The sequence below is a fragment of the Pseudomonas sp. LAIL14HWK12:I7 genome (assembly GCF_000483465.1).
Taxonomy (GTDB): Bacteria; Pseudomonadota; Gammaproteobacteria; order Pseudomonadales; family Pseudomonadaceae; genus Aquipseudomonas; species Aquipseudomonas kermanshahensis.
In genome coordinates, this window is sequence record NZ_AXYZ01000008.1 from 233,626 (window position 1) to 255,143 (window position 21,518).

Consider the following 21,518-nt stretch of genomic DNA (forward strand, 5'->3'; position numbering starts at 1 on the left):
TCCTACCAGCGACCTTCCATGACTAGCGCCAGCGCCTCCCCCACCCTGCTTACCCAGCGCCTGCAGAGCATCGATGCCCTGCGCGGCCTGGTCATCCTGTTCATGCTCCTGGACCACGTCCGCGAGACCTTCTTTCTGCACCGCCAGGTCAGCGACCCGATGGCCATCGACGTCACCGACCCGTCGTTGTTCTTCAGCCGTACCCTGGCCCACCTGTGCGCGCCGGTGTTTGTCCTGTTGACGGGCCTTTCGGCCTGGCTGTATGGCGAGAAGTACCAGGGCCGTAGCGATGTCTCGGCCTTTCTGTTCAAACGCGGGCTGTTCCTGGTGGCGCTCGAGTTCACCCTCGTCAACTTCGCCTGGACCTTCCAACTGCCCCCCAGCGTGATCTACCTGCAGGTGATCTGGGCCATTGGCGTGAGCATGATCGCCCTGTCGCTGCTGGTGTGGTTGCCACGGGCAGCGCTGATCGCCCTGGGTGCAATCATCGTCGCCGGGCACAACCTGCTCGACAGCCTGCACTTCGGCGCTGAGTCGGCCCTGCACGTGCCGTGGGCGATCCTGCACGACCGTGGCTGGCTGGCATTCTCCGACAACCTGCGCCTGCGCACGTCGTACCCCGTGCTGCCCTGGATCGGCGTCATCGCCTTGGGCTACGGCCTTGGCCCCTGGTTCGCCCGTGGCAGCGACGCAGGCCAACGCCAGCACCGCCTGCTGCTGGCCGGGGTGATCGCACTGCTTGGTTTTGTCGTGCTGCGCATGCTCAACGGCTACGGCGAGGCACCCTGGAGCGGGTACCCGACGTTGACGCAAACGCTGATGAGCTTCTTCAACATCACCAAGTATCCGCCGTCCTTGCTGTTCCTGGCCCTCACCCTGGGCTGTGGCCTGCTGCTGTTGCGCGCCTTCGAGCGTGCCGGCCAGGCCCGCTGGATCAACGCCCTGGCGGTTTACGGCGCAGCACCGATGTTTTTCTACCTGCTGCACCTGTATGTGCTGAAGCTGCTTTACCTGGCCTGCGTCGCGCTGTTCGGCCACAACCAGGGGGATTACTTTGGCTTCGACGGCATCGGCGCCGTGTGGCTGGGCGCCGCCTTGCTCGCCGTGTCGCTGTACCTACCGGTACGTAGCTTCGCCCGGCTGAAGGCGCGTCGGCGTGACATCACCTGGCTCAAGTACTTCTGAAAAGCGTTTTCACCCGGCTGCCTGATGGTCTACCATGCCGGCCGCCGGTTTCCACCACGGAATTAATAGGGAATCCCAAGCCCGCTAACGCGGGCCAAACGGAACTGCCCCCGCAACTGTAGGTGCCGAGCCTGCTCCATCGATGCCACTGGATAACCTTGTCCGGGAAGGCTGGAGCTGGGCCATGACGCACCAGTCAGGAGACCTGCCGGCGCAAAAACACCAACCGGCGGGGTGTCCGGGATGGCCATCTCCACCCTTTTCTGGGTGCTGCCCCCTGCCGCGTGCACGGGGCTCGGCGATGCCTGTCCATGCGTTCATTCCGTGAACCCTTCGATAGGAGATCGTCCCCTCATGCTGCCTCGTCTTGCCGCTTTGATCGCCGGCCTCGGCCTCACCAGCCTGGCCCAGGCTGCCGCCACCCACTACCCGCTCACGGTCGACAACTGCGGCATGCCGCAGACCTTCGCCCACGCGCCCGAGCGTGCAGTGACCATTGGCCAGGCCGGCACCGAGATGCTCTACGCACTGGGGCTGGGCGACAAACTGGCCGGCACCTCGCTGTGGTTCAACAACGTGCTGCCCGAGTACAAGGCGCTGAACGACAAGGTCGAGCGCCTGGCCGACAACGACCCCAGTTTCGAGGCAGTGGTCGGCAAGCGTCCGCAACTGGTGGCCGTACAGTTTGAATGGATGGTCGGCGCACAAGGCGTGGTCGGCACCCGCGAGCAGTTCGACGAGCTGAAGATCCCGACCTACTTGCTGCCGTCGGACTGCGAAGGCAAGGACAACCTGGTGGGCGCCGACGGCACCCGCCTGCAGGCGTTCCAGGTCGAGAGCATCTACAAGAGCGTCAACCAGCTGGCCGAAATCTTCGACGTGCAAGACCGCGGCACCGCGTTGAACGCCGACCTCAAGGGCCGCCTGGACAGCGCCAAGGCACAGTTGGCTGGCAAGGATTTGTCGAACACCTCGGCACTGTTCTGGTTCTCTAGCGCCGACTTGGATATCGACCCCTACGTCGCCGGCCGCCAAGGGGTGGCTGACTTCATGCTGCGTACACTGGGGGTGCGCAATGTGGTCGAGTCCACCGAAGAATGGCCGACCGTGGGCTGGGAAACCCTGGCCAAGGCCAACCCGACCTGGTTGATCATCGCCCGCATGGACCGTCGCCGCTTCCCGGCAGACGACTACCAGAAAAAACTCGAATTCCTGCGCAACGACCCGGTTACCCGCAACATGGACGCAGTGAAGAACGACCGCATCATCGTCCTCGACGCCGACGCCATGCAGGCCGGCATCCGCCTGTTCCGTGGCCTGCAGACGCTGTCGACGGCGTTCGCCAGCGGTAAAGCAGCCCAGTGATGAGCCGCCTGTTGCCCTACAGCGCCCTGGCCCTGGCAGCCCTGTGTGTCGCGCTGGTGGCCGGCACGGCGATCGGCGAGAGCAACCTGGCGCCGAACGTGGTCTACCAAGTGCTGGCCAATCACCTGTGGCAGGCCGGTTACCCGGTCGACCCCATCGATGCCGGTATCGTCTGGAACTACCGCCTGACCCGCACCCTGGTCGCCGCCGCCTGTGGCGCCGGGCTGGCCACGTGTGGCGTGATCCTGCAGGCGCTGCTGCGCAACCCGCTGGCCGAGCCCTACCTGTTGGGGTTGTCGGCCGGTGCCTCGACCGGCGCGGTGATGGTAGGCCTGCTGGGGCTGGGCAGCGTCGCCCTGAGCATGTCCGGGGGTGCCTTCATCGGCGCGTTGGCGGCGTTTGCGCTGGTGCTGGTGCTGGCACGCGCCGCCGGGCCGAGCAGCAACAACGCCCAGGTGATACTCGCCGGCATCGCTGGCTCGCAACTGTTCACTGCGCTGACCGCGTTCCTCATCACCAAGTCGGCCACTGCCGAGCAGGCGCGCGGCATTCTGTTCTGGCTGCTGGGCAACCTCAGTGGCGTGCGCTGGCCGTCCGTGTGGCTGGCCCTGCCCGTGGCACTGTTCGGGCTGGTGGTGTGCCTGTGGCATCGCCGCGCGCTGGATGCCTTTACCTTCGGCGCCGACTCGGCCGCGTCGCTGGGGATCCCGGTACGGCGCACCCAGTTGTTGCTGATCAGTTGTGCCGCGCTGGTGACGGCAGTGATGGTGTCCATCGTCGGCGCCATCGGTTTTGTCGGGCTGGTCATCCCCCACGCCCTGCGCCTGCTGCTGGGGCCCGGGCATAGCCGCCTGCTGCCGGCCAGTGCGCTGGGCGGCGCGCTGTTCCTGATCAGCGCCGATATCTTGTCGCGCACGCTGATCCCAGGCCAGGTGATCCCGGTGGGCGTGGTGACCGCGCTGATCGGCGCGCCAGTGTTCGCGCTGATTCTGGTCAGCAGAAGGGGGCGCCCATGACCGTCATGGCCAACGTGAAGATTGCCCCCCTGGCCTGCCAGGGCTTAGGGCTGCAGTTGGGCGGCAACCCTGTACTGCGCGACATCGAGCTAACCGTTATCCCCGGCGAAACGCTGGGCATCGTCGGCCCTAACGGCTCGGGCAAGTCGACTTTGCTCAAACTGCTGGCGGGCCTGCGCAAGCCTGACAGTGGCTATGTCGAGCTGCTGGGCGAGCCGCTCACGCAACTGCCACGCCGGCGCATTGCCCAGGCTCTGGCGCTGGTCGAGCAGCAAGCGGATACCGCTGACGCCATCAGCGTGTACGACGCCGTTGCCCTGGGCCGCACGCCCTGGCTGTCGGCCCTGGCGCCGTTCAGCAAAGCAGACCGCGCCATCGTCGAGCAGGCCTTGGCCGACCTGGATGCCCTGCACCTGCGCACGCGCCTTTGGCATTCGCTTTCAGGTGGCGAACGCCAACGCGTGCACATTGCCCGCGCCCTGGCGCAACGCCCCCAGGTGCTGTTGCTCGACGAGCCGACCAACCACCTGGACATCCAGCACCAGCTGAGCCTGCTGCAACAGGTGCAGGGGCTGCCGGTTACCACGCTGGTGGCCCTGCATGACCTCAACCAGGCGCTGACCTGCGACCGCCTCGCGGTGCTCGACAAAGGCTGCCTGGTCGCCCTCGGCAAGCCGCTCGACGTCCTCACCCCAGAGCGCCTGCTGAGCACCTTCGGCGTACACGCCCACTACCTTACCGACCCCTTCGACGGCGCACGCATTCTGCGTTTTCGCGCCCCCTGAACCAGGAAGTTCCCACCATGTTGTTGCGCCCTGTCGCCCTGCTGCTCGCCAGCACCCTGTTTGCCCCTGCCGCGCTGGCAGACGTGCATGAAGTGAAGATGCTCAACCGCGGTACGGAGGGCGCGATGGTCTACGAGCCGGACCACTTGCGCATCGCACCCGGCGATACCGTGCGCTTTGTGCCGACCATGAGTGGGCACAACGCAGCCAGTGTGCCGGGGTTGCTGCCGCAGGGCGCTGAGGCGTTCAAGAGCAAGCTCAACCAGCCCTACGAGCACACCTTCAGCGTACCCGGCATGTACGGTATCCAGTGCATTCCGCACCTGGCGATGGGCATGGTGATGGTGATCCAGGTGGGTGACGCGGCGCCGGCCACAGTGCCTGCCAGCCTGCCTGCACGGGCGAAAAACCGCTTCGAAGCGCAACTGCAGAAGCTGGGGGCCGGGCAATGAGCCGGCTGTTGCTGGCCCTGCCTCTGCTCGGGCTCACCCCGCTCGCATTGGCTGAATCCGCTCAGTCCCAGAGCAACGGTTTGGTAGAAGACGCCAGCTGGAGCATCCTCAACCGCAGCGTGTTCGACCAGCGCGACTACAAGCATGGCGGGCGCAACAGCAGTGCGCGCAATGCCTACAAGCCACGCGACGAACGTAGCGGCAAAGCTGAGGAATGGGCCTACGGTTTGATGGGGACCTTGCAGTCTGGCTTTACCCAAGGCCTGATCGGCGTCGGTGTCGATGCCCACGCTTATCTGGGCGTACAGCTCGACAGCGGCGGTGGCCGAGCCGGCAAGGCGCGCTTGCTGGGCATCGACAACGACGGGCACCCGAAAAACGAATACAGCCGAGCAGGCGCAGCCTTGAAGATGCGGGTGTCGAACACGGTGCTGTCCTACGGCGAGCAGCGGGTGAAAACCCCGGTCTTCAGTTCGTCCGACAGCCGCTTGCTGCCCGAGACCGCGACGGGGTTTTTCCTCACCAGCAACGAGATCGACACGCTTCGGCTGGTGGCCGGCCACTTCAATGAAAACGCGGATCGCAACGCTTCAAGCCACGATCAAGGGTTCGTGGTGAACTATTCCAATGGCCGCCAGGGCAATGCCTTCGACCTGGCCGGCGTGGTCTGGAACCCCGGCGCGGCCTTCAGCGGCAGCCTGTATACCTCGCGCTACGAGGACAGCTGGAACCAGCACTACCTGGGCAGCACCCTGACCCACGCCCTGGATGACCGGCGCAGCTTGAGCCTGGACCTCAACCTGTACCGCACCACCGACACCGGCAAGGCGCTGTCCGGGCGCATCGACAACACCACCTGGAGCCTGGTGTCGCGTTACAACCAGGGGCCGCACGGGTTCAGCCTGGGCTGGCAGCAGGTAGACGGCAATACACCGTTCGACTATGTGACGCGGGGCGCGATCTATATCGCCAACGCCGTGCAGATGTCGGACTTCAATGCACCGAACGAGAAGTCATGGCAGGCGCGCTATGACCTGAACATGGGCGCCTACGGTGTGCCCGGGTTGAACCTGACGGCGCTGTACGTGCGCGGGTTTGATATCGATGGCACGCATGTCGACCCCACCGGCGGCTACGCGTACCTGGGTTATGGCAAGGGTGGCAAGCACTGGGAGCGCGACCTGGAAGCGCGCTATGTGGTGCAGAGTGGCAAGGCCAAGGGCACCACGTTCTCGGTACGGCATAACGCGCACCGGGGGAACACGGCGCAGGCGGAACTGGATGGTGACCAGATCCGCCTGGCGGTCGAATGGCCGCTGGGCGGCGGGTTCTGATCATCGTTCAGGGACCCAGGCTTCACACCAACGTGCCGGTGACGGGCTGCGCAGCAGCCCCCCGGTTCAAGACGCTGCAGCGGATAGCGGCTGCAAGCCCCATTCGGCTTTTTCCTGCGAGGTCATCGCAGCAAGCACTTCCATAAACGTCTGCTCCAATTCTGCGCTGACATTGCCGAACGCCTTGTAGTTGGTCAGCAGGTAGCGCTTCACGGTATTGGGCCAACGTCCTTCCTTGTGTGCCGCATTGATGATGCCCTTAGCGTCGTGGCGCGTGGCACCCCGCCACAAATCCATCAGCCTGTTTTCGAAGTGGCCGAACGACCACGGGTCTCTGCAGTCTTCGAATTCGTCCAGCAGTTTGAGCTTGTACAGGGCCATGTGTGGCATCGGTGAATCTCCCTTGGGGGCGTTGGGTAAGCCTTGAGGGAGACGGTAAGCAAGCAGGTGCGTTATGGAAATGAACGCGTTGAACACGCCACAACAACAGCTGTAGGCGGTTTCTGACCGATTACGGCGACGTCATGCCAGCGTCAGCTGCATATGGGTGGTCTGCCAGACGGGGTCCTGCTCCACATCGATCACCACGAACCCCTGGCGCTCCCAGAAGGCAATCGCGCCCGGGAGGAACGGGTGGGTGTGCAGGTACAGGCATTCGACACCCGCCTGTTCGGCCGCACCGCGCAAGGCGGCGAACAAGGCGGCGGCGAGGCCATGGCGTCGATAGGCCGGCAACACGAACAAGCGCACCACCTCGACCACGCGCACCCGCTGATAGTCGAGTTGTGCGAAGCGGTGGTCATAGGGCACATAACCGATCACGGCCACCAGTCGGCCCTGATCGCGGGCTTCGAGAAACACGCCTTCGCCGTCCAGGTATGTCTCGGCGAAGCGAGCCAAGTCAGGGGGCAACGGTGCGTCGGCAAGCTGCGGGAAAAGTTCGCGGCGGGCGCTGTCGACAAAAACGACCACCTCGTCGATGGCGTCACGCGGGACGGGTTGGATGATCCAATTCGGCATGTGGGCTACAGGCAATGAGTCGAGGGCAAAGGTTCTACCCCAGCGCGCCGCCCCTGGCAAATTCTGGGCTCATCGCGATCAAGACCCCGGTATAATCGCAGGCCTAGACCGCCCAACCAGGCCACCCCATGCCCCGCCTCCAGACGTTGCTACTGCCCCTGCTACTGATCACCGCCCTCGCCGCCTGCGACCAACAACCCTCCCGCGAAGCGCAGATTCTGGCCAAGCTGCCGCTGCAGGACGCCTATGAGCACAACATCGACCGCATGGCGTCGTTGCTGGCCCCAGCCCACCCGCAGGTGCCCGAGGCGCGCATCCGTGAGGTGCTGCGCAAACACCTGACGGTCGAAGACCAGCGCCAGGACTTGTTCAAGCTCTACAGCGAAAAGAATTTCAGCGATGCTGAATTCGCCAGCATCGTCGACGCCATGCAGGACCCGGCCAAGGCCCGCGCACTTGAAGAGACAGAGGCCGGCAAGCGCCTGAGCGAAAAACTGACCGCGCTGATGCGCGAAACCGCCCGCGACACCCAGGTGCAGGCATTGGCCGAGCAGCGCATGCAGCAGGTCGAAGATGAGCTGGCTGAACTGGAAAAAGCAGGTTCCTGATCGACGTAACACACCGCCGCGGCGACAATAACGCACTACACCTACAAGCAGCAGGGTTACTCCCTTTTCGTACCAGTGAGGTCAGGATTGCCACACCCCAAGCACGGATTGCGCCTGGATTTACGCTCGCTCATTCTGATTCTCTGCGCCCTCACCGCGCTGCTGATGCTGTGCGCCAGTTATTTCGCCAGCTACCGGGTTCAGCGTCAGTTGCTGATCGACCACGCCCTGGAGGCCAACCGGGTGTACGCGGCGAAGCTGGCGTCGATCACCGAGACCTTCATCGCCAGTGCCTTGCAGCAGTTGTCGTTCAGTGCCGGCGTACAAGCCCACCAGTTGGCTGATGCCGCCGCGCTGCAGGCGGAGACCGACCGCGTGCTGCACCAGGGCCTGGCCTTCAACTCGACGTTCGTGGTCGATGCCGACGGGATCCTGCGGGCAATCTCCCCTGCCTCATTGCGCCACTACCTCAATACCAAGGTGCAGTCGCCCGGGGTTCAGGAGGCCTTGCAAGGGCGCAAGGCGCTGGTGTCGACGCCCTACCTGTCCGCCGCCAACAACCTGGTGGTGGCACTGTCGCAGCCGATCTTCGATGCCAATGGGCGTTACCTGGGCTACGTCGGTGGCAGCCTGTACCTGCGCGAGCGCAACATCCTCAACAGCCTGCTGGGCGAGCACTTCTACAAGGACGGCTCGTACCTCTATGTGGTCGACCGCAACCGCCGCCTGCTCTATCACCCGGACAACCAGCGAGTGGGCACGGTGGTGGAAGGCAACCCGCTGATCGATCAACTGGCGACCCTGGACAGCGGCACCCGCCAGCTGACCAACAGCCAGGGCGTGGAAATGCTGGCAGGGTTTGCCACGGTGCCGAGCGCTGGCTGGGGTGTGGTGGCGCAGCAGCCGCTGGCGCAGACCGTGGCGCCCTTGAGCCACCTTGTGCTCAACGTTATCGGCACCTCGGCGCCGCTGGCGCTGGTGGGCAGCCTGGTGCTGTGGTGGCTGGCGATGACCATCGCTCGGCCACTCTGGCAATTGGCAGCCGGGGCCAGGTCGATGGACCGCGCAGGCACCGCCGAGCGCCTGCATCGGGTGCCGGCCTGGTACTTCGAGGCGGCTGAGCTCAAGCGTGCGCTGCTGTTCGGGCTCAACCTGCTGCAAGAGCGCATCGGCCGGCTTAACCGCGATGCCCAGACCGACCCACTGACCGGGCTGGGCAACCGCCGCAACCTGGAATTCAGCCTGTCGTTGTTGGAGGCCGAAGGGCGGGCTTTTTCGGCCATCGTGCTCGATATCGACCACTTCAAGCGGGTAAACGACGGCCATGGGCATGAGGTGGGCGATCAGGTACTGCAGCGGCTGGCCGAGCTGATGCGCCGCTGTTGCCGAGAGGGCGACCTGCTTTGCCGCACCGGCGGCGAGGAGTTTCTCATGCTACTGCCGGGGGCTAGCTTGGCGGTCGCGGCAGCGGTTGCAGAACGGCTACGGGTAACGGTGCAGGATACGCCGGTGGAACCCGTGGGCGCGGTGACGATTTCGCTGGGGGTTGCGCATTGGCCGGGCGGCACCGGAAGCGAGCCTGGCGATGCATTGAGCGAGGCGGACCGGGCGCTGTACGCGGCCAAACAGAATGGGCGCAATCGGGTGTGTGTCGCGCGGGTTCAGCCCTGAAACCTGCGCAGACCGTCACGGCCAGACCCTTCGCAAAAGTTGTTACAAGCCTTGTCATAAAACTGTCGTGTTTCAGTCATAGGATTGACCCCAACCTGACATTTTCACTCTTCATGGATGAGCGTCTCATGCGTCGTGTGGTTTTCAATCAGAAAGGTGGCGTCGGCAAGTCGAGCATCGCCTGCAACCTGGCTGCCGCCAGTGCCGCTGAAGGCTATCGGACCTTACTCGTCGACCTCGACCCGCAGGCCAATGCCACCTACTACCTGACCGGCCTGGTCAATGACGCCATCCCTTCGGGCATTGCCGACTTCTTCCGACAGACCTTGTCATCCGCCACCGCGCACGGCAAAAAGCCCCGTGTGGCGATTACCGAAACCCGCTACAGCAACCTGCACCTGATCACCGCCAGCCCCGACCTCAGCGACCTGCAAAGCAAGCTGGAGAGCAAGTTCAAGATCAATAAGCTGCGCAAGCTGCTGGTGGAATTGGCCGAAGACTACGAGCGGATCTACATCGACACGCCGCCGGCGCTGAACTTCTACACGTTCAGCGCCCTGGTGGCCGCCGAACGCCTGTTGATTCCGTTCGACTGCGACAGCTTCTCGCGCCATGCGCTGCACAGCGTCATGGCCGAAGTGGAGGAGCTGCGCCAGGACCACAACCCAGCGCTGCAGGTGGAGGGCGTGGTCGTCAACCAGTTCGCCGGGCGCACGGCACTGCACCAGACACTGGTCGATCAGTTGCGCGGTGAAGGGGTTCCGGTGCTGCCGGTGTACCTGAGCAGCTCGATCAAGATGCGCGAGTCGCACCAGGCGTCGGTGCCGCTGGTGCACATGGCACCGCGGCACAAGCTGGCGTTGGAGTTTGCCGACCTGCTGGACGTGCTGGAGCGCGCGGCCTGAGCCAAGCGGGGTGCTTTGCACCCCAGCATTTTGCGTCACCAGGGCTACCCGATCACGCATTCGGGTGATAGATTCGCCGCCATGAAAACCACCCGGCAGACCCGCACGCTGACCGCCTGGACACTCTATGCCAGCGTCCTGTTCAGCCTATTGCTGTGCGGCCTGCATCACGGCCAGATGAGTGGCCTGCGCCTGGCGGGCCTCGAGGGTGGGTTCTGTTCGATCAGCAGTGACCACGGCCCGGCCATCAACCTGGACAACGCCGGTGGCGACCAGCACATGGCCCAGCTCGACTGCCCCGTGTGCTCCTCGTTCGGCCTGGCAGTGCCGCTTGCCCACACCGGCTGGGCGTTCCTGCCCCCCCAGGCCGGGGCCACCTCGCCCATTGTCGTGCGCAGCTGGGCACAACCGCCGCCGCGCTACTTGCGACCTGCCCTAAACCCCCGCGCCTCCCCCGCCGCGCTTCCCGCAGCCCTTCTGTTCGCCTGACCTCGATCGGGTGCGCCTGTGCGCGCTCGCGGTCAGCCATGACTTTTGCGTGGAAGACACGACAACATGATCCGCAAGACCTCCCTGGTGCTCCTCATGGGCACTTGCACCTTCGCCTGGGCCGACACTGCCCCGGTTGAACTCAACGCCACCACCATTGATGGCGAACGCGACGCCCCCTCCGGTGTGCAACTGGACGAGCCGATCCAAACAGGTTCGCGCCTGGGCCTCACCGCACGGGAAACCCCGGCGTCGGTCAGTGTCTCGGACCGCCGCCTGATCGAGGCGCACGGCGCCAAGGACAGCCAGGACGTGATCAACGCCATGACCGGCGTCAACGCCTCGGCCAACCCCGGTTATGGCGGTTTCGTCGCCTACCGGGGCTTCACCCAGAACCAGGTCACCCAGCTCTACAACGGCATCAACCTGGGCTACAGCAGTGCCAACCGGCCAGTGGATGCCTGGGTACTCGACAGGGTCGAGCTGATCGGCGGGCCGTCCTCTTTCCTGCATGGCGCGGGGGCCGTGGGCGGCTCGATCAACTACATCACCAAGCTTGCCAGCCGCGATCAGCAGATCATCGACGGCCGCCTGCGATACGGCAGTTTCGATGACTCAGAAGTGGCCTTCGGCATCAATCAGGCGCTGGCCAGCAACCCCGCCGACGCCCGCCACTTCATGCGCCTGGACTTCAGCCGGGGCCAGGGCAACGGCTACATCGACCGTAACCAGCGCAACACCGACAGCCTCGCGTTTTCGGTACTCAGTGACCTGGCGCCCAACCTCACCCACACCCTGGCGCTGGAGTACCAGGAAGACCGTGAAGACAGCCCGTACTGGGGTTCGCCGATCCTGCCGGGCCGCAGCACGATGAAGATCGACAAAAGCCGCCGCTTCGAAAACTACAATGTCGCGGACGGCCGTTACGAGCAGCGGGTACGCTGGCTGCGTTCGATCCTCGACTACCAGCTCAGCGACAGCACCAGCGTGCAGAACACGCTGTACCACTACAACGCCCAGCGCGACTACCGCAACGTTGAACGCTACAGCTACACCGCCAATGGCAATGTGCAGCGCAGCAGCCCCTACCTGCAAAGCCACGACCAGAACCTGTTGGGCGATCGCATCGAGTTGCGCCATGACAACACACTGTTTGGCTTCGCCAGCCAATGGTCGCTAGGGCTGGAATACTCGCGCATGCGCCAGACCCTTTACCCGACGTCGAGCAGCTGGAGCGACGTCGTCGACCCCGACCATTTCGACCCTGGCAGTTTCGACGACATCCCCGGGGTGAATGCCGGCCTGACCAAGCAGCGTCGTCACGAAGTCACCAACCGCGCGGTGTTTGCCGAAAACCGCCTGCAACTGACCGATCGCCTGGCCTTGCTGACGGCCCTGCGCTATGACTACCTGGACATGCAAGTGACCAACTACGGAACGGTCTCGCCCACCTCGCCGGCGTTTTTCGAGCGCCGCTGGGAGCCGCTTTCCGGGCGCATCGGCCTGACCTACGCGCTGACGCCCAGTGCCAGTGTGTACGCGCAGTACAGCAGCTCGGCCGATCTGCCAGCCGGTTCACTGGCGGCGGCGACCTACTCCAACGTCGGCCTGTTCGACCTGTCCAAGGGCGAGCAATGGGAGGTCGGCAGCAAGTTCGACTTCCTCGACGGCCGCGGCGCCGCCACGCTGGCGCTGTACCAGATCGTGCGCAAGGACTTTGCCGTGCGTGACTCCAACGATGCCAACCAGACGGTGCAGGCCGGGCAGCAGACCTCGCGCGGCGTCGAGCTGTCGGGGCGGCTGCAGGTCACGCCGAAACTGCTGGCCGAGGCCAACTACGCCTACGTCGATGCGCAGTACGACACGTTCAACGAAGCGGTCAACGGGGTATCGGTGTCACGTAAGGGCAATACGCCGGTCAACGTACCGGCCAGCGTCGCTAACCTGTGGCTGACCTACAGCTTCACGTCCGCGTGGTCGGCGGGGGTCGATGGGCGCTACGTGGGCTCGGTGTATGCCGACAATGCCAACACCCTCAAGGCACCGGCCTACACGCTGTTCGGTGCCTTCGCCCGCTACCGGCTGGATGAGCACACCACAGTGACCGGGCGAGTGCGCAACCTGACCGACGAGGTGTATGCCAAGCAGGCCTACAGCTCCCAGTACTACATGGGAGCTCCGCGCACCTTCGAGGTGGCGCTGGACATGCGCTTCTGATCGAACAGCGCTGCCACGGGGGTTATCCCGTGGCAGCGCTGCCAGTGATAAGCTGCCACGTTCATGACCCGCCGGCTCACGAAGACACCCGGCTACCGTTTCAGCAAGGAAGTTCACGTGTTCAAAACTCTGCCCCCCGCGCTCCTGAGCGCGGCTCTGATTGCCCTGGCTGGCTGCCAAGCGTCCGCGTCCACGGACACTCAGGCAGCCGCCGATGCGCAGGCGTTCAAAACCTTCACTGTCGAGATGCAGCGCGCCTTGGAGCGCAGCATTGCCCTGGCCCCAACCGGCGAGCAGCTGGGCGCCGTCACCCTGCAGGTCACCTTCGACCGGCACAGCGCCCCAGTCGCCTGCAAGGCCAGCAAGGCCCCGTTCAAATACGGCGCGCTGCTGCCCGCCGACGTCATGCCCTCCGACCATCAGGCGTTGGCCAACCTGGTCGAGGCACTGTGCTGGAAGACCATTTACCCGGTCGTGCCTGCGTCGCTGTTCGGCGGCGAGGCAACGCTCGACGTACGCGCACCGATCATCGTTCAGCTGCCTGCGTCTATCCAGGCCCCCGGCAGTGCGCGCCAACGCGCCAACGCCCAGCGCGAGTACTTCTGGCAACAGCTGCTGCGCGATCAGCCGGTCACCAGCATCGGCAAGGCGACGGTGTTCTACCAGGCCAATGCCCAAGGCAAGGTCGAGGGTTGCCTGGTGCAGCTTTCCCCAACCCGCCTGCGTGAAGCGGCCTTCCGCCTGGACGGCAACCTGCAGGCGCAGCTCAACAGCCGTTGCATGAAGCTCGACCTGAGCACGATGCCGGGCTTCAGCACCAACGAGCAAGGCACAGCCGAGGGCTACAGCGAACTCGACTACGCCCCGTGGAAGGTTGGCCGGCAGTAGCCTGCCTGGTTGAAACAGACATCCCAGTGTCGCCCTCGACGAAGCCCCCGCAGGCACTCACCGATCTACTGGCAAGCACAACAATGATGACGCGGCCCGACCGCGTCACGTTCATTCAGGCTGCCAATGAAAACCGGAGAGCTCCCACATGTCCGCACCTCATGAGGTATCCCCCGCCACCCTGCGCCGGGTGATCGCCGCCTCTGCCATCGGCAACTTCGTCGAGTGGTTCGACTTTGCCGTCTATGGCTTTCTCGCCACCCTGATTGCCAGCCAGTTCTTCGCCAGTGAAGATGCCAGCGTGGCTTTGCTCAAGACCTTCGCCGTGTTTGCCGTGGCATTTGCCCTGCGCCCGCTCGGCGGTATCGTGTTCGGCGCACTGGGTGACCGCCTGGGGCGCAAGCGCATCCTGTCGCTGACCATCTTGCTGATGGCCGGCTCCACCACCTTGATCGGCTTGCTGCCGACCTATGCCAGCATTGGCCTGGCGGCCCCTGTGCTGTTGACCCTGGCCCGTTGCCTGCAAGGCTTCTCGGCGGGTGGCGAGTACGCCGGTGCCTGCGCCTACCTGATGGAGCATGCGCCCAACGACAAGCGCGCGTTCTACGGCAGCTTCGTGCCGGTCTCGACCTTTTCTGCCTTTGCCTGCGCGGCGGTGATCGCCTACGGCCTGGAAGCGAACCTGACGGCCGAGGCGATGAACGCCTGGGGCTGGCGCGTGCCTTTCCTGATCGCCGCCCCGTTGGGCCTGGTTGGCCTGTACTTGCGCTGGCGCATGGAAGAAACCCCGGCGTTCCGCGAAGCCGTGGCCCAGGGCAAAGAACACGAGCACTCGCCGCTCAAGGAGACCCTGCGCAACCATGGCCGGGCCATCCGCAACCTAGGGGCGTTCATCTCGCTGACGGCGCTGTCGTTCTATATGTTCACCACCTACTTTGCCACCTACCTGCAACTGGTCGGCAACCTCACCCGTGCGCAATCGCTGCTGGTAACCACTGTGGCGTTGTTGTTCGCTGCCGTCGGCTGCCCGTTGGCCGGGGCGTTTTCTGACCGGGTGGGGCGGCGCAAGACCATTGGTTTCACCTGCCTGTGGGTGATGGTCTGTGTGTTCCCGGCGTATTGGCTGGCCAGTTCCGGCTCACTGTCCGGGGCGCTGCTGGGGGTGATTCTGCTGGCCGTGGGCGCGCTGTGCAGCGGGGTGGTGACTGCGGCATTGCTGTCGGAAAGCTTCCCTACACGGACCCGCTATACCGCGTCGGCGATTACCTACAACGTGGCCTATACGCTGTTCGGTGGCACTGCGCCGTTGGTGGCGACCTGGTTGATTGGGCAGACGGGTAGCAGCCTGGCACCGGCGTTTTACCTGGTGGTAATTGCGCTGGTGGCGCTGGTCGGAGGGTTGGCATTGCCGGAGACGTCGCGGATTTCGTTGCATGATGAGCCCGGCGTCGATAGCGTGCGGCCTGGGGTACGGAGCAGCGTTTGAGATTTTTGGGGCTGCTTTGCAGCCCATCGCCGGCAAGCCAGCGCCTACAGGTAGTGCGCCAGCCAGAAAAGGCGCGGTACCTGTAGGCGCTGGCTTGCCGGCGATGGGCCGCACAGCGGGCCCGGCATTATCAGCCTTCCTCCACCTCTTCGCGCCGATACGCCCATTGGTACAGCGCCGGCAACACCAGCAACGTCAACGCCGTGGACGACAGGATCCCGCCAATCACCACAGTCGCCAGCGGCCGTTGCACTTCGGCCCCGGTGCCGGTCGCCAATGCCATCGGGATGAACCCCAGCGAGGCCACCAACGCGGTCATCAGCACTGGCCGCAAGCGCGTCAACGCACCCTCCTCGACCGCCACCCGCAACGTGCGCCCTTCCTCGCGCAGGCTGCGGATAAAGGCAATCATCACCAGGCCATTGAGCACCGCCACGCCCGACAAGGCGATGAAGCCCACCCCTGCGGAAATAGACAATGGAATATCCCGCAACCACAGCGCCAGTACCCCACCGGTCAAGGCAAACGGAATACCGGTGAACACCAGCAAGCCATCCTTGAGGTTGTTGAACATCATCAGCAGCAAGGCCAGCACCAACAGCAAGGCCACCGGCACTACCACCTGCAGACGCTCGGCGGCCGACTGCAACTGCTCGAACTGGCCGCCCCAGCGCGTCCAGTAACCGGGCGGTATCTGCACCTGTTCGATCAGGGCCTGCTCGGCCTGCTGCACGAACGAGCCAAGGTCGCGGCCACGCACGTTGGCACTGACCACCACCACGCGCTTGCCATCCTCACGGCTGACCTGGTTAGGCCCCAGTTGCAGGTTCAACGTCGCGACCTGCGACAGCGGGATGAAACCGATCTGGGCAGCGCCGGCTGCACTGCTCGCCGGTACCGGTATCAGCAGGCTGGAAAGCCCGTCGACATCGGTACGCACGGTCTCGGGCAGGCGCACCACCATGTCGAAACGTCGGTCGCCCTCATACAGCGTGCCTGCCGTGCGCCCCCCCACGGCAATGGCGATGGCGTCTTGCACATCGCCGACATTGAGGCCATGGCGGGCGGCCTTGTCGCGGTCGATATCAATGGTCAGCACCGGCAGGCCTGTGGTCTGCTCGACCTTGACCTCCGAGGCGCCCGGCACACGCTGCAGGCTGCTGGCGATTTGCGCAGCGGTCTGGTTGAGCACGTCCATGTCGTCCCCAAACACTTTGACGGCCACATCACTGCGCACACCCGAGATCAGTTCGTTGAAGCGCAACTGGATCGGTTGCGACAGCTCGTAATTGCTGCCCGGCACACTGGCCGCGGCGCGCTGCACTTCGGCAATCAGCGCCTCACGTGGCTTGCTCGGGTCAGCCCATTGCGCGGGCGGACGCAGCATCACGTAGGCGTCAGAGATGTTCGGCGGCATCGGGTCCGAGGCGATTTCGGCAGTGCCGGTGCGGGCGAACACGCGCTCCACTTCCGGCACCCGGGCAATGATCGCCCGCTCCAGGCGCTGCTGCATGTCTACCGACTGCGACAGGCTGGTGCCTGGCACGCGCAGCGCCTGCAGGGCAAAGTCACCCTCGCTGAGGCTGGGGATGAACTCGCTGCCCATGCGGCTGGCCATCACCCCGGACAACACCACCAGCGCTGCCGCCCCGGCGAACGCCAGCTTGCGCCGGCCCAACACCCAGCCCAGCACCGGCGCATAGCGCTTGCGCGCGGTGCGCATGACCAAGCCTTCTTCTTCCTTGACCTTGCCGGTCACGAACAGCGCCAGCGCCGCCGGCACGAAGGTCACTGAGAGGATCATGGCACCCAGCAGGGCGATCACGACGGTGAAGGCCATGGGGTGGAACATCTTGCCCTCGACCCCGGTCAGGGCAAAGATCGGCAGGTACACCACCATGATGATCAACTGCCCGTAGATCAGCGGGCGCCGTGCTTCACGGGCGGCGGCAAACACTTCATGGAAGCGCTCGGCGCGGGTCAGCATGCGGCCATGGCGTTGCTGGGCGTGAGCCAGGCGGCGAATGGCGTTCTCGACGATCACCACCGCGCCGTCGACAATGATGCCGAAGTCCAGCGCGCCGAGGCTCATGAGGTTGGCACTGACCTTGTTGCTGAACATGCCGGTGAAGGTAAACAGCATCGACAACGGGATGACCATGGCGGTAATGACCGCAGCGCGGATGTTGCCCAGGAACAGGAACAACACGGCGATGACCAGGATCGCGCCTTCGATCAGGTTTTTCTTCACCGTGGCGATGGCTTTTTCGACCAGGTTGGTACGGTCATACACCGTCACCGCGACCACGCCCTTGGGCAGGTTGCGGTTGATCTCGACCAGCTTGGCCGCCACCGCCTGGGACACCGTGCGGCTGTTCTCGCCGATCAGCATGAACACCGTGCCCAGCACCACCTCACGGCCATTTTCGGTCGCAGCCCCAGAGCGCAGCTCTTGGCCCAGGCCAACCTGGGCGACATGGCTGACGCGTATCGGAGTGCCGTCGACGCTGGCGATGACGATGTTGGCGATGTCCTCGGCGGAGTCCAACTGGCCCGGTGCGCGGATCAGCAACTGCTCGCCATTGCGCTCGATGTAGCCGGCCCCCACGTTGGTGTTGTTGCGCTCCAGTGCCGCGATCAAGTCATTGAGGGTGAGCTTGTAGGCCGCCAGGCGCTTGGGCTCCGGTGCGATCAAGTACTGCTTGGCATGGCCGCCAATGCTGTTGACCTCGGCCACCCCCGGCACATTGCGCAGCTGCGGCTTGATGATCCAGTCCTGGATCACCCGCAGGTCGGTCTGGGTGTAGGGCGTACCGTCGTCCTTGAGCGCGCCCTCCTCGGCCTCGACGGTCCACAAGAAGATCTCGCCCAGCCCTGTGGAAATCGGCCCCATGCCCGCCTCGATGCCGTCGGGCAACTGTTCACGGGCCACCTGCAGGCGCTCGTTGACCAATTGACGGGCGAAGAACAGGTCGGTGCCGTCATCGAAGATCACCGTGACCTGGGACAAGCCCGAGCGGGACAGCGAACGGGTCTGCTTGAGGCCTGGCAGGCCGGCCATGGCCGTTTCGATGGCGAAGGTGATGCGCTGCTCGGTCTCCAATGGCGAGTAACCGGGCGCGGCGGTGTTGATCTGCACCTGGACGTTGGTGATGTCCGGCACGGCATCGATGGGCAGTTTCTGGTAGCTGTGGATACCCACCGCAGCCATCAGCAGCACGGCAAGCATCACCACCAGGCGCTGCTCGATGGCGAATTGGATCAGGCGTTCGAACATGGCGTCGTCCCCGGTTTCAATGGCTGTGCTCGGCGGAGCCTTTGCCAAGCTCCGACTTGAGGACGAAGCTGCCGGCGGCAGCGACCTGAGTGCCTGCAGCCAGGCCGGCGACGAGTTCTACCTGGCCGGCGTCGCGGCGCCCTGTCGTCACCGGGCGTGCCTCGAAGCCTTGCTCGGTACGCACGAACACCACGGTCTGCTCCTCCCAGGTCTGCAACGCGCTTTCCGGTACCACCACGGCGGCGGTCGACCGCTCGACGCTGACCGCAATGTTCACGAACAGCCCAGGGCGCCAGGCGCCGTTGGGGTTGGCCAAGGTGGCGCGCACGGTGGCGGCGCGGTTTTGTTCACCGAGCAGGCTGCCGACGTAATTGACCGTGCCCTCGACCTCGGCGCCCAGGTCCGGCGCACTGACCGTGACACTGCGCCCGGTGACGACACGGTTCAAGTCGCGGGGGGCGACGGCGAAGGTGGCCCAGACCCGGCTCAGGTCGGACAGAGTGAAGGCGTTGCTGGAGGCGTCGACCACCTCGCCCTCGCTCATGTGTTTTTCCACCACCACCGCATCGAAGGGTGCGCGCAACTCATAGCGGTTGCCGGCGCCGGCGGGGCCGACTGCCGCGACCTTTTGCCGAGCATTGGCCAGCGCGATCTCGGCCTCCTGCAACACTTGGCGAGCCTGCTGGAAGTCCTGTTCGGCGCTGATGCGTTCCTGCCACAGCTGCTGTTCGCGCTGGAAGGTCAGACGCGCCAGCTCCAGGCGGCGCTGGGCTGCCTGTTGTTCGCTGCGCAGGTCAGAAATCTGCTGGCTGGCGATCACTGCCAGCACCTGGCCGCGCTTTACCGCCTGCCCGAGGTCGGCCTGCACCGATTCGACCACACCCGGTACACGCGGCACGACATGCGCGGTGCGGTCTTCATCGAAACGGATTTCACCCGGGTAGCTGATGGCAGTGCCCAGCTCGCGGGGGCCGGCAGCTACCAACTGCACGCCAGCCGCCTCGATCTGGGCGCTGGACAGGTACAATTTGCCTTCCTCGTCGGCGTGGCCTTCTTCGGCCTGCTCATCATCGTGGCCGTGGCCGTCTTCGCCATGCGCGTCGTGCTGGGCTTCGCCACTCGTGGCCTGGCCGAGGTTGCCGGTCCAGGCCAGGCCACCGAGGCCAAGCACGGCCAGAGCGACCGCCAGGAGGGCGATCTTGCGTGGGTTATTCATTGTTGCTCCTGCTGTTCGTGTTGTTGCTCAAGCCAATGGGGCCGCTGCGCGACCCATCGCCGGCAAGCCAGCTCCCACAGGGACGGCACCGTGCATCAACGTGGCGCTTCATTTGTGGGAGCTGGCTTGCCGGCGATGGCCGCGTAGCGGCCCCTGAATCACAAGCCGCCCTCAAGGTCGCCATACAGGCGCTCGACCTGAGCCCGCGCATCGGTCGCCGAGGCCAGGGCTTGCAGGTACAAGCCCCGCGCCTCGATCAGCGTGCGCTGGGCATCGAGCACATCGAGGAAGGCGAACTTGCCCATCTCGAAGCCGCGGGTGGCGGTGTCTACCGCTTGCTGCGCCGAGGGCAGGATGGTGCGGTCGTAGGCCTGCACTTCCTGCATGGCCGTGGCCCATTGGCTGAGGGCGCTGCGGGTTTCGCTGCGCAAGCGCAACTCAACGGCATTGCGCAGGTCACGGGCCTGGTCGGCACGTCGCGCAGCCACCAGCACGTTGCCTTGGTTACGGTCGAACAACGGCAGCGGCATAGACAGCCCGACCACGTTGACTCGCTCGCGGTCCTCGCGGCTGTATTGGCTGCCGAGGCTGACGGTGAGGTCGGGTATGCGCTGAGCCTTTTCAGAGCCCAACGACGCTTCGCCGCGCTCAACCTGCGCCGCCGCCAAGCGCCACTCGGCGGTCTGTTCGACCCTGGCCAGCAGGGCCTCGGCCGCAGGCGCGGCACCCGGCGACAAATCAGTGGCCAGCAGGCGGTCGAAGCGTGCCACCGGGCTGCCAGTCAACCGCGCCAACGCCTGATAAGCCACACTGCGCTGTGAGGCGGCGCGGCGTACTTGCGCCTGCGCCTGGGCCAGTTGCACCTGGGCCCGCGTCGCCTCCACCGGCGAAGACTGGCCGGCCGTGACGCGGCCCTGTACCACCCGCAGCCCGCGCTCCGTCAGTGCCTGGGACTGTTGCGCCAGCTCCAGCGCCGTTTGCGCACGCAGGGCCGCGTGGAAGGCCTGCACCACATCGGCGCGCAAGCCATTGCGCTGGCGTTCCAAGTCAAGCTGGGCGATGGTCTGGCCGGCACCGGCCACGGCGATGCGCGCTCCCCGCTTGCCGCCCAGCTCCAGTGGCTGGCTCAGGATGACCGTGGTGGTGCGCGTCTCGCGGCGGGTGTCCTCGACTTCCCAGGACAGCTGCGGGTTAGGTATCAACCCCGCTTGGCGCCGCTCGCCTTCGGCAATGCCGATTTCACGGCCCGCGGCAGCAAGTTCCGGGTTTTGCGCAAAGGCAGCGCTAAGCGCTTCGGGCAGGCTCAGGCTGCCACTGGCGTGGGCACTGCCAGTGGCCGCCAGTAGCAGGCAAAGCAAGGCGATCTTGCGGGGGATGGCACGGGTGCAGGGCACGAAACAGGTCCTCGTCGGCGAGCGTTGGCGAGGGACTGTAGGGCGGCGTGCTTATCGGGGCGGTGGCGTGAACATTACAATGCTGTAATCAGCGGGGGGCGGCACTGGCGCAAAACGTCCGGTTATCGCCCACTTTCCCATCCAAGTCCATTCACGCAATTGACGAAACTAACCAGGTGGTACAAAGATAAGCGCATCCAAAAACAACAA

Annotated in this window: 18 protein-coding genes and 1 riboswitch; of the genes, 13 read left to right on the forward strand and 5 right to left on the reverse strand. The window is 64.9% G+C overall.

From position 1 onward, the window contains the following. The first annotated feature begins 18 nt into the window (after positions 1–18). From D886_RS0110190 to D886_RS0110215, 6 genes are all read left to right on the forward strand, one after another. The gene (locus D886_RS0110190) at positions 19–1,185 is read left to right on the forward strand and encodes a DUF1624 domain-containing protein (RefSeq protein ID WP_027593834.1); all 1,167 of its coding nucleotides are present in this window, start codon (positions 19–21) and stop codon (positions 1,183–1,185) included. Positions 1,186–1,213: 28 nt separating this feature from the next. Then, positions 1,214–1,413, forward strand: a riboswitch (cobalamin riboswitch). Between the two features lie 126 nt (positions 1,414–1,539). Further along, positions 1,540–2,550, forward strand: coding sequence for an ABC transporter substrate-binding protein (locus D886_RS0110195; RefSeq protein WP_027593835.1), 1,011 nt, complete (start codon positions 1,540–1,542; stop codon positions 2,548–2,550). Then, complete coding sequence (locus tag D886_RS0110200; RefSeq protein WP_027593836.1) at positions 2,550–3,566, forward strand: iron ABC transporter permease; 1,017 nt, start codon at positions 2,550–2,552, stop codon at positions 3,564–3,566. The genes D886_RS0110195 and D886_RS0110200 overlap by 1 nt, the downstream gene beginning before the upstream one ends. A 5-nt stretch (positions 3,567–3,571) precedes the next feature. After that, positions 3,572–4,351, forward strand: a complete 780-nt coding sequence (locus D886_RS0110205) for an ABC transporter ATP-binding protein (protein ID WP_371097553.1) — start codon at positions 3,572–3,574, stop codon at positions 4,349–4,351. Between the two features lie 17 nt (positions 4,352–4,368). Continuing rightward, positions 4,369–4,803 carry a pseudoazurin gene (locus tag D886_RS0110210; protein WP_027593838.1) on the forward strand — a complete coding sequence of 145 codons (435 nt, stop codon included), beginning with the start codon at positions 4,369–4,371 and terminating at the stop codon, positions 4,801–4,803. Next, on the forward strand, positions 4,800–6,137 hold the full coding sequence (locus tag D886_RS0110215) for an OprD family porin (protein ID WP_027593839.1): 1,338 nt from the start codon (positions 4,800–4,802) through the stop codon (positions 6,135–6,137). Before D886_RS0110210 ends, D886_RS0110215 begins: the two co-directional genes overlap by 4 nt. A 66-nt stretch (positions 6,138–6,203) precedes the next feature. Here the strand turns inward: D886_RS0110215 and D886_RS0110220 are convergent, their stop codons facing one another. Together D886_RS0110220 and D886_RS0110225 are read right to left on the reverse strand one after the other, a co-directional pair. After that, a complete protein-coding gene (locus D886_RS0110220; protein WP_256214993.1) occupies positions 6,204–6,518 on the reverse strand; it encodes a hypothetical protein in 315 nt (104 codons plus the stop codon). Between the two features lie 141 nt (positions 6,519–6,659). Continuing rightward, the gene (locus tag D886_RS0110225; RefSeq protein WP_027593841.1) at positions 6,660–7,157 is read right to left on the reverse strand and encodes a GNAT family N-acetyltransferase; all 498 of its coding nucleotides are present in this window, start codon (positions 7,155–7,157) and stop codon (positions 6,660–6,662) included. Between the two features lie 128 nt (positions 7,158–7,285). Here D886_RS0110225 and D886_RS0110230 point away from each other — a divergent pair, with 128 nt between their 5' ends. The 7 genes from D886_RS0110230 to D886_RS0110260 all read left to right on the forward strand — a co-directional run bounded on the left by D886_RS0110230 (position 7,286) and on the right by D886_RS0110260 (position 15,421). Further along, the gene (locus D886_RS0110230) at positions 7,286–7,765 is read left to right on the forward strand and encodes a hypothetical protein (RefSeq protein ID WP_027593842.1); all 480 of its coding nucleotides are present in this window, start codon (positions 7,286–7,288) and stop codon (positions 7,763–7,765) included. Between the two features lie 87 nt (positions 7,766–7,852). Then, positions 7,853–9,436, forward strand: a complete 1,584-nt coding sequence (locus D886_RS0110235) for a sensor domain-containing diguanylate cyclase (RefSeq protein WP_027593843.1) — start codon at positions 7,853–7,855, stop codon at positions 9,434–9,436. A 128-nt stretch (positions 9,437–9,564) separates the two neighbouring features. Further along, a complete protein-coding gene (locus D886_RS0110240) occupies positions 9,565–10,341 on the forward strand; it encodes a ParA family protein (RefSeq protein ID WP_027593844.1) in 777 nt (258 codons plus the stop codon). Between the two features lie 81 nt (positions 10,342–10,422). After that, a complete protein-coding gene (locus D886_RS0110245) occupies positions 10,423–10,830 on the forward strand; it encodes a DUF2946 family protein (RefSeq protein ID WP_027593845.1) in 408 nt (135 codons plus the stop codon). Between the two features lie 66 nt (positions 10,831–10,896). Beyond that, on the forward strand, positions 10,897–13,047 hold the full coding sequence (locus D886_RS0110250) for a TonB-dependent siderophore receptor (RefSeq protein WP_027593846.1): 2,151 nt from the start codon (positions 10,897–10,899) through the stop codon (positions 13,045–13,047). Positions 13,048–13,164: 117 nt separating this feature from the next. Continuing rightward, on the forward strand, positions 13,165–13,935 hold the full coding sequence (locus tag D886_RS0110255; protein ID WP_027593847.1) for a hypothetical protein: 771 nt from the start codon (positions 13,165–13,167) through the stop codon (positions 13,933–13,935). A gap of 148 nt (positions 13,936–14,083) precedes the next feature. After that, the gene (locus D886_RS0110260; RefSeq protein WP_027593848.1) at positions 14,084–15,421 is read left to right on the forward strand and encodes an MFS transporter; all 1,338 of its coding nucleotides are present in this window, start codon (positions 14,084–14,086) and stop codon (positions 15,419–15,421) included. Positions 15,422–15,551: 130 nt separating this feature from the next. Here D886_RS0110260 and D886_RS0110270 read toward each other — a convergent pair whose 3' ends face one another. The 3 genes from D886_RS0110270 to D886_RS0110280 form a co-directional block, all read right to left on the reverse strand. Next, positions 15,552–18,698 (reverse strand): efflux RND transporter permease subunit, encoded by a 3,147-nt coding sequence (locus D886_RS0110270; RefSeq protein ID WP_027593849.1) that lies wholly within the window; start codon positions 18,696–18,698, stop codon positions 15,552–15,554. Between the two features lie 16 nt (positions 18,699–18,714). Continuing rightward, on the reverse strand, positions 18,715–19,914 hold the full coding sequence (locus D886_RS0110275; protein WP_027593850.1) for an efflux RND transporter periplasmic adaptor subunit: 1,200 nt from the start codon (positions 19,912–19,914) through the stop codon (positions 18,715–18,717). Between the two features lie 158 nt (positions 19,915–20,072). Then, entirely contained in the window at positions 20,073–21,308 is a 1,236-nt protein-coding gene (locus tag D886_RS0110280) for a TolC family protein (protein WP_027593851.1), read from the reverse strand. Between the last annotated feature and the right edge of the window lie 210 nt (positions 21,309–21,518).

Excerpts from the sequence above, each read along its gene's own strand:
- D886_RS0110250 (WP_027593846.1), top strand. The coding sequence starts at position 10,897 with ATGATCCGCAAGACCTCCCTGGTGCTCCTCATGGGCACTTGCACCTTC.
- D886_RS0110215 (WP_027593839.1), top strand. The coding sequence starts at position 4,800 with ATGAGCCGGCTGTTGCTGGCCCTGCCTCTGCTCGGGCTCACCCCGCTC.
- D886_RS0110245 (WP_027593845.1), top strand. The coding sequence starts at position 10,423 with ATGAAAACCACCCGGCAGACCCGCACGCTGACCGCCTGGACACTCTAT.
- D886_RS0110210 (WP_027593838.1), top strand. The coding sequence starts at position 4,369 with ATGTTGTTGCGCCCTGTCGCCCTGCTGCTCGCCAGCACCCTGTTTGCC.
- D886_RS0110190 (WP_027593834.1), top strand. The coding sequence starts at position 19 with ATGACTAGCGCCAGCGCCTCCCCCACCCTGCTTACCCAGCGCCTGCAG.
- D886_RS0110205 (WP_371097553.1), top strand. The coding sequence starts at position 3,572 with ATGGCCAACGTGAAGATTGCCCCCCTGGCCTGCCAGGGCTTAGGGCTG.
- D886_RS0110200 (WP_027593836.1), top strand. The coding sequence starts at position 2,550 with ATGAGCCGCCTGTTGCCCTACAGCGCCCTGGCCCTGGCAGCCCTGTGT.
- D886_RS0110220 (WP_256214993.1), bottom strand. The coding sequence starts at position 6,518 with ATGGCCCTGTACAAGCTCAAACTGCTGGACGAATTCGAAGACTGCAGA.
- D886_RS0110240 (WP_027593844.1), top strand. The coding sequence starts at position 9,565 with ATGCGTCGTGTGGTTTTCAATCAGAAAGGTGGCGTCGGCAAGTCGAGC.
- D886_RS0110275 (WP_027593850.1), bottom strand. The coding sequence starts at position 19,914 with ATGAATAACCCACGCAAGATCGCCCTCCTGGCGGTCGCTCTGGCCGTG.
- D886_RS0110230 (WP_027593842.1), top strand. The coding sequence starts at position 7,286 with ATGCCCCGCCTCCAGACGTTGCTACTGCCCCTGCTACTGATCACCGCC.
- D886_RS0110260 (WP_027593848.1), top strand. The coding sequence starts at position 14,084 with ATGTCCGCACCTCATGAGGTATCCCCCGCCACCCTGCGCCGGGTGATC.
- D886_RS0110270 (WP_027593849.1), bottom strand. The coding sequence starts at position 18,698 with ATGTTCGAACGCCTGATCCAATTCGCCATCGAGCAGCGCCTGGTGGTG.
- D886_RS0110225 (WP_027593841.1), bottom strand. The coding sequence starts at position 7,157 with ATGCCGAATTGGATCATCCAACCCGTCCCGCGTGACGCCATCGACGAG.
- D886_RS0110195 (WP_027593835.1), top strand. The coding sequence starts at position 1,540 with ATGCTGCCTCGTCTTGCCGCTTTGATCGCCGGCCTCGGCCTCACCAGC.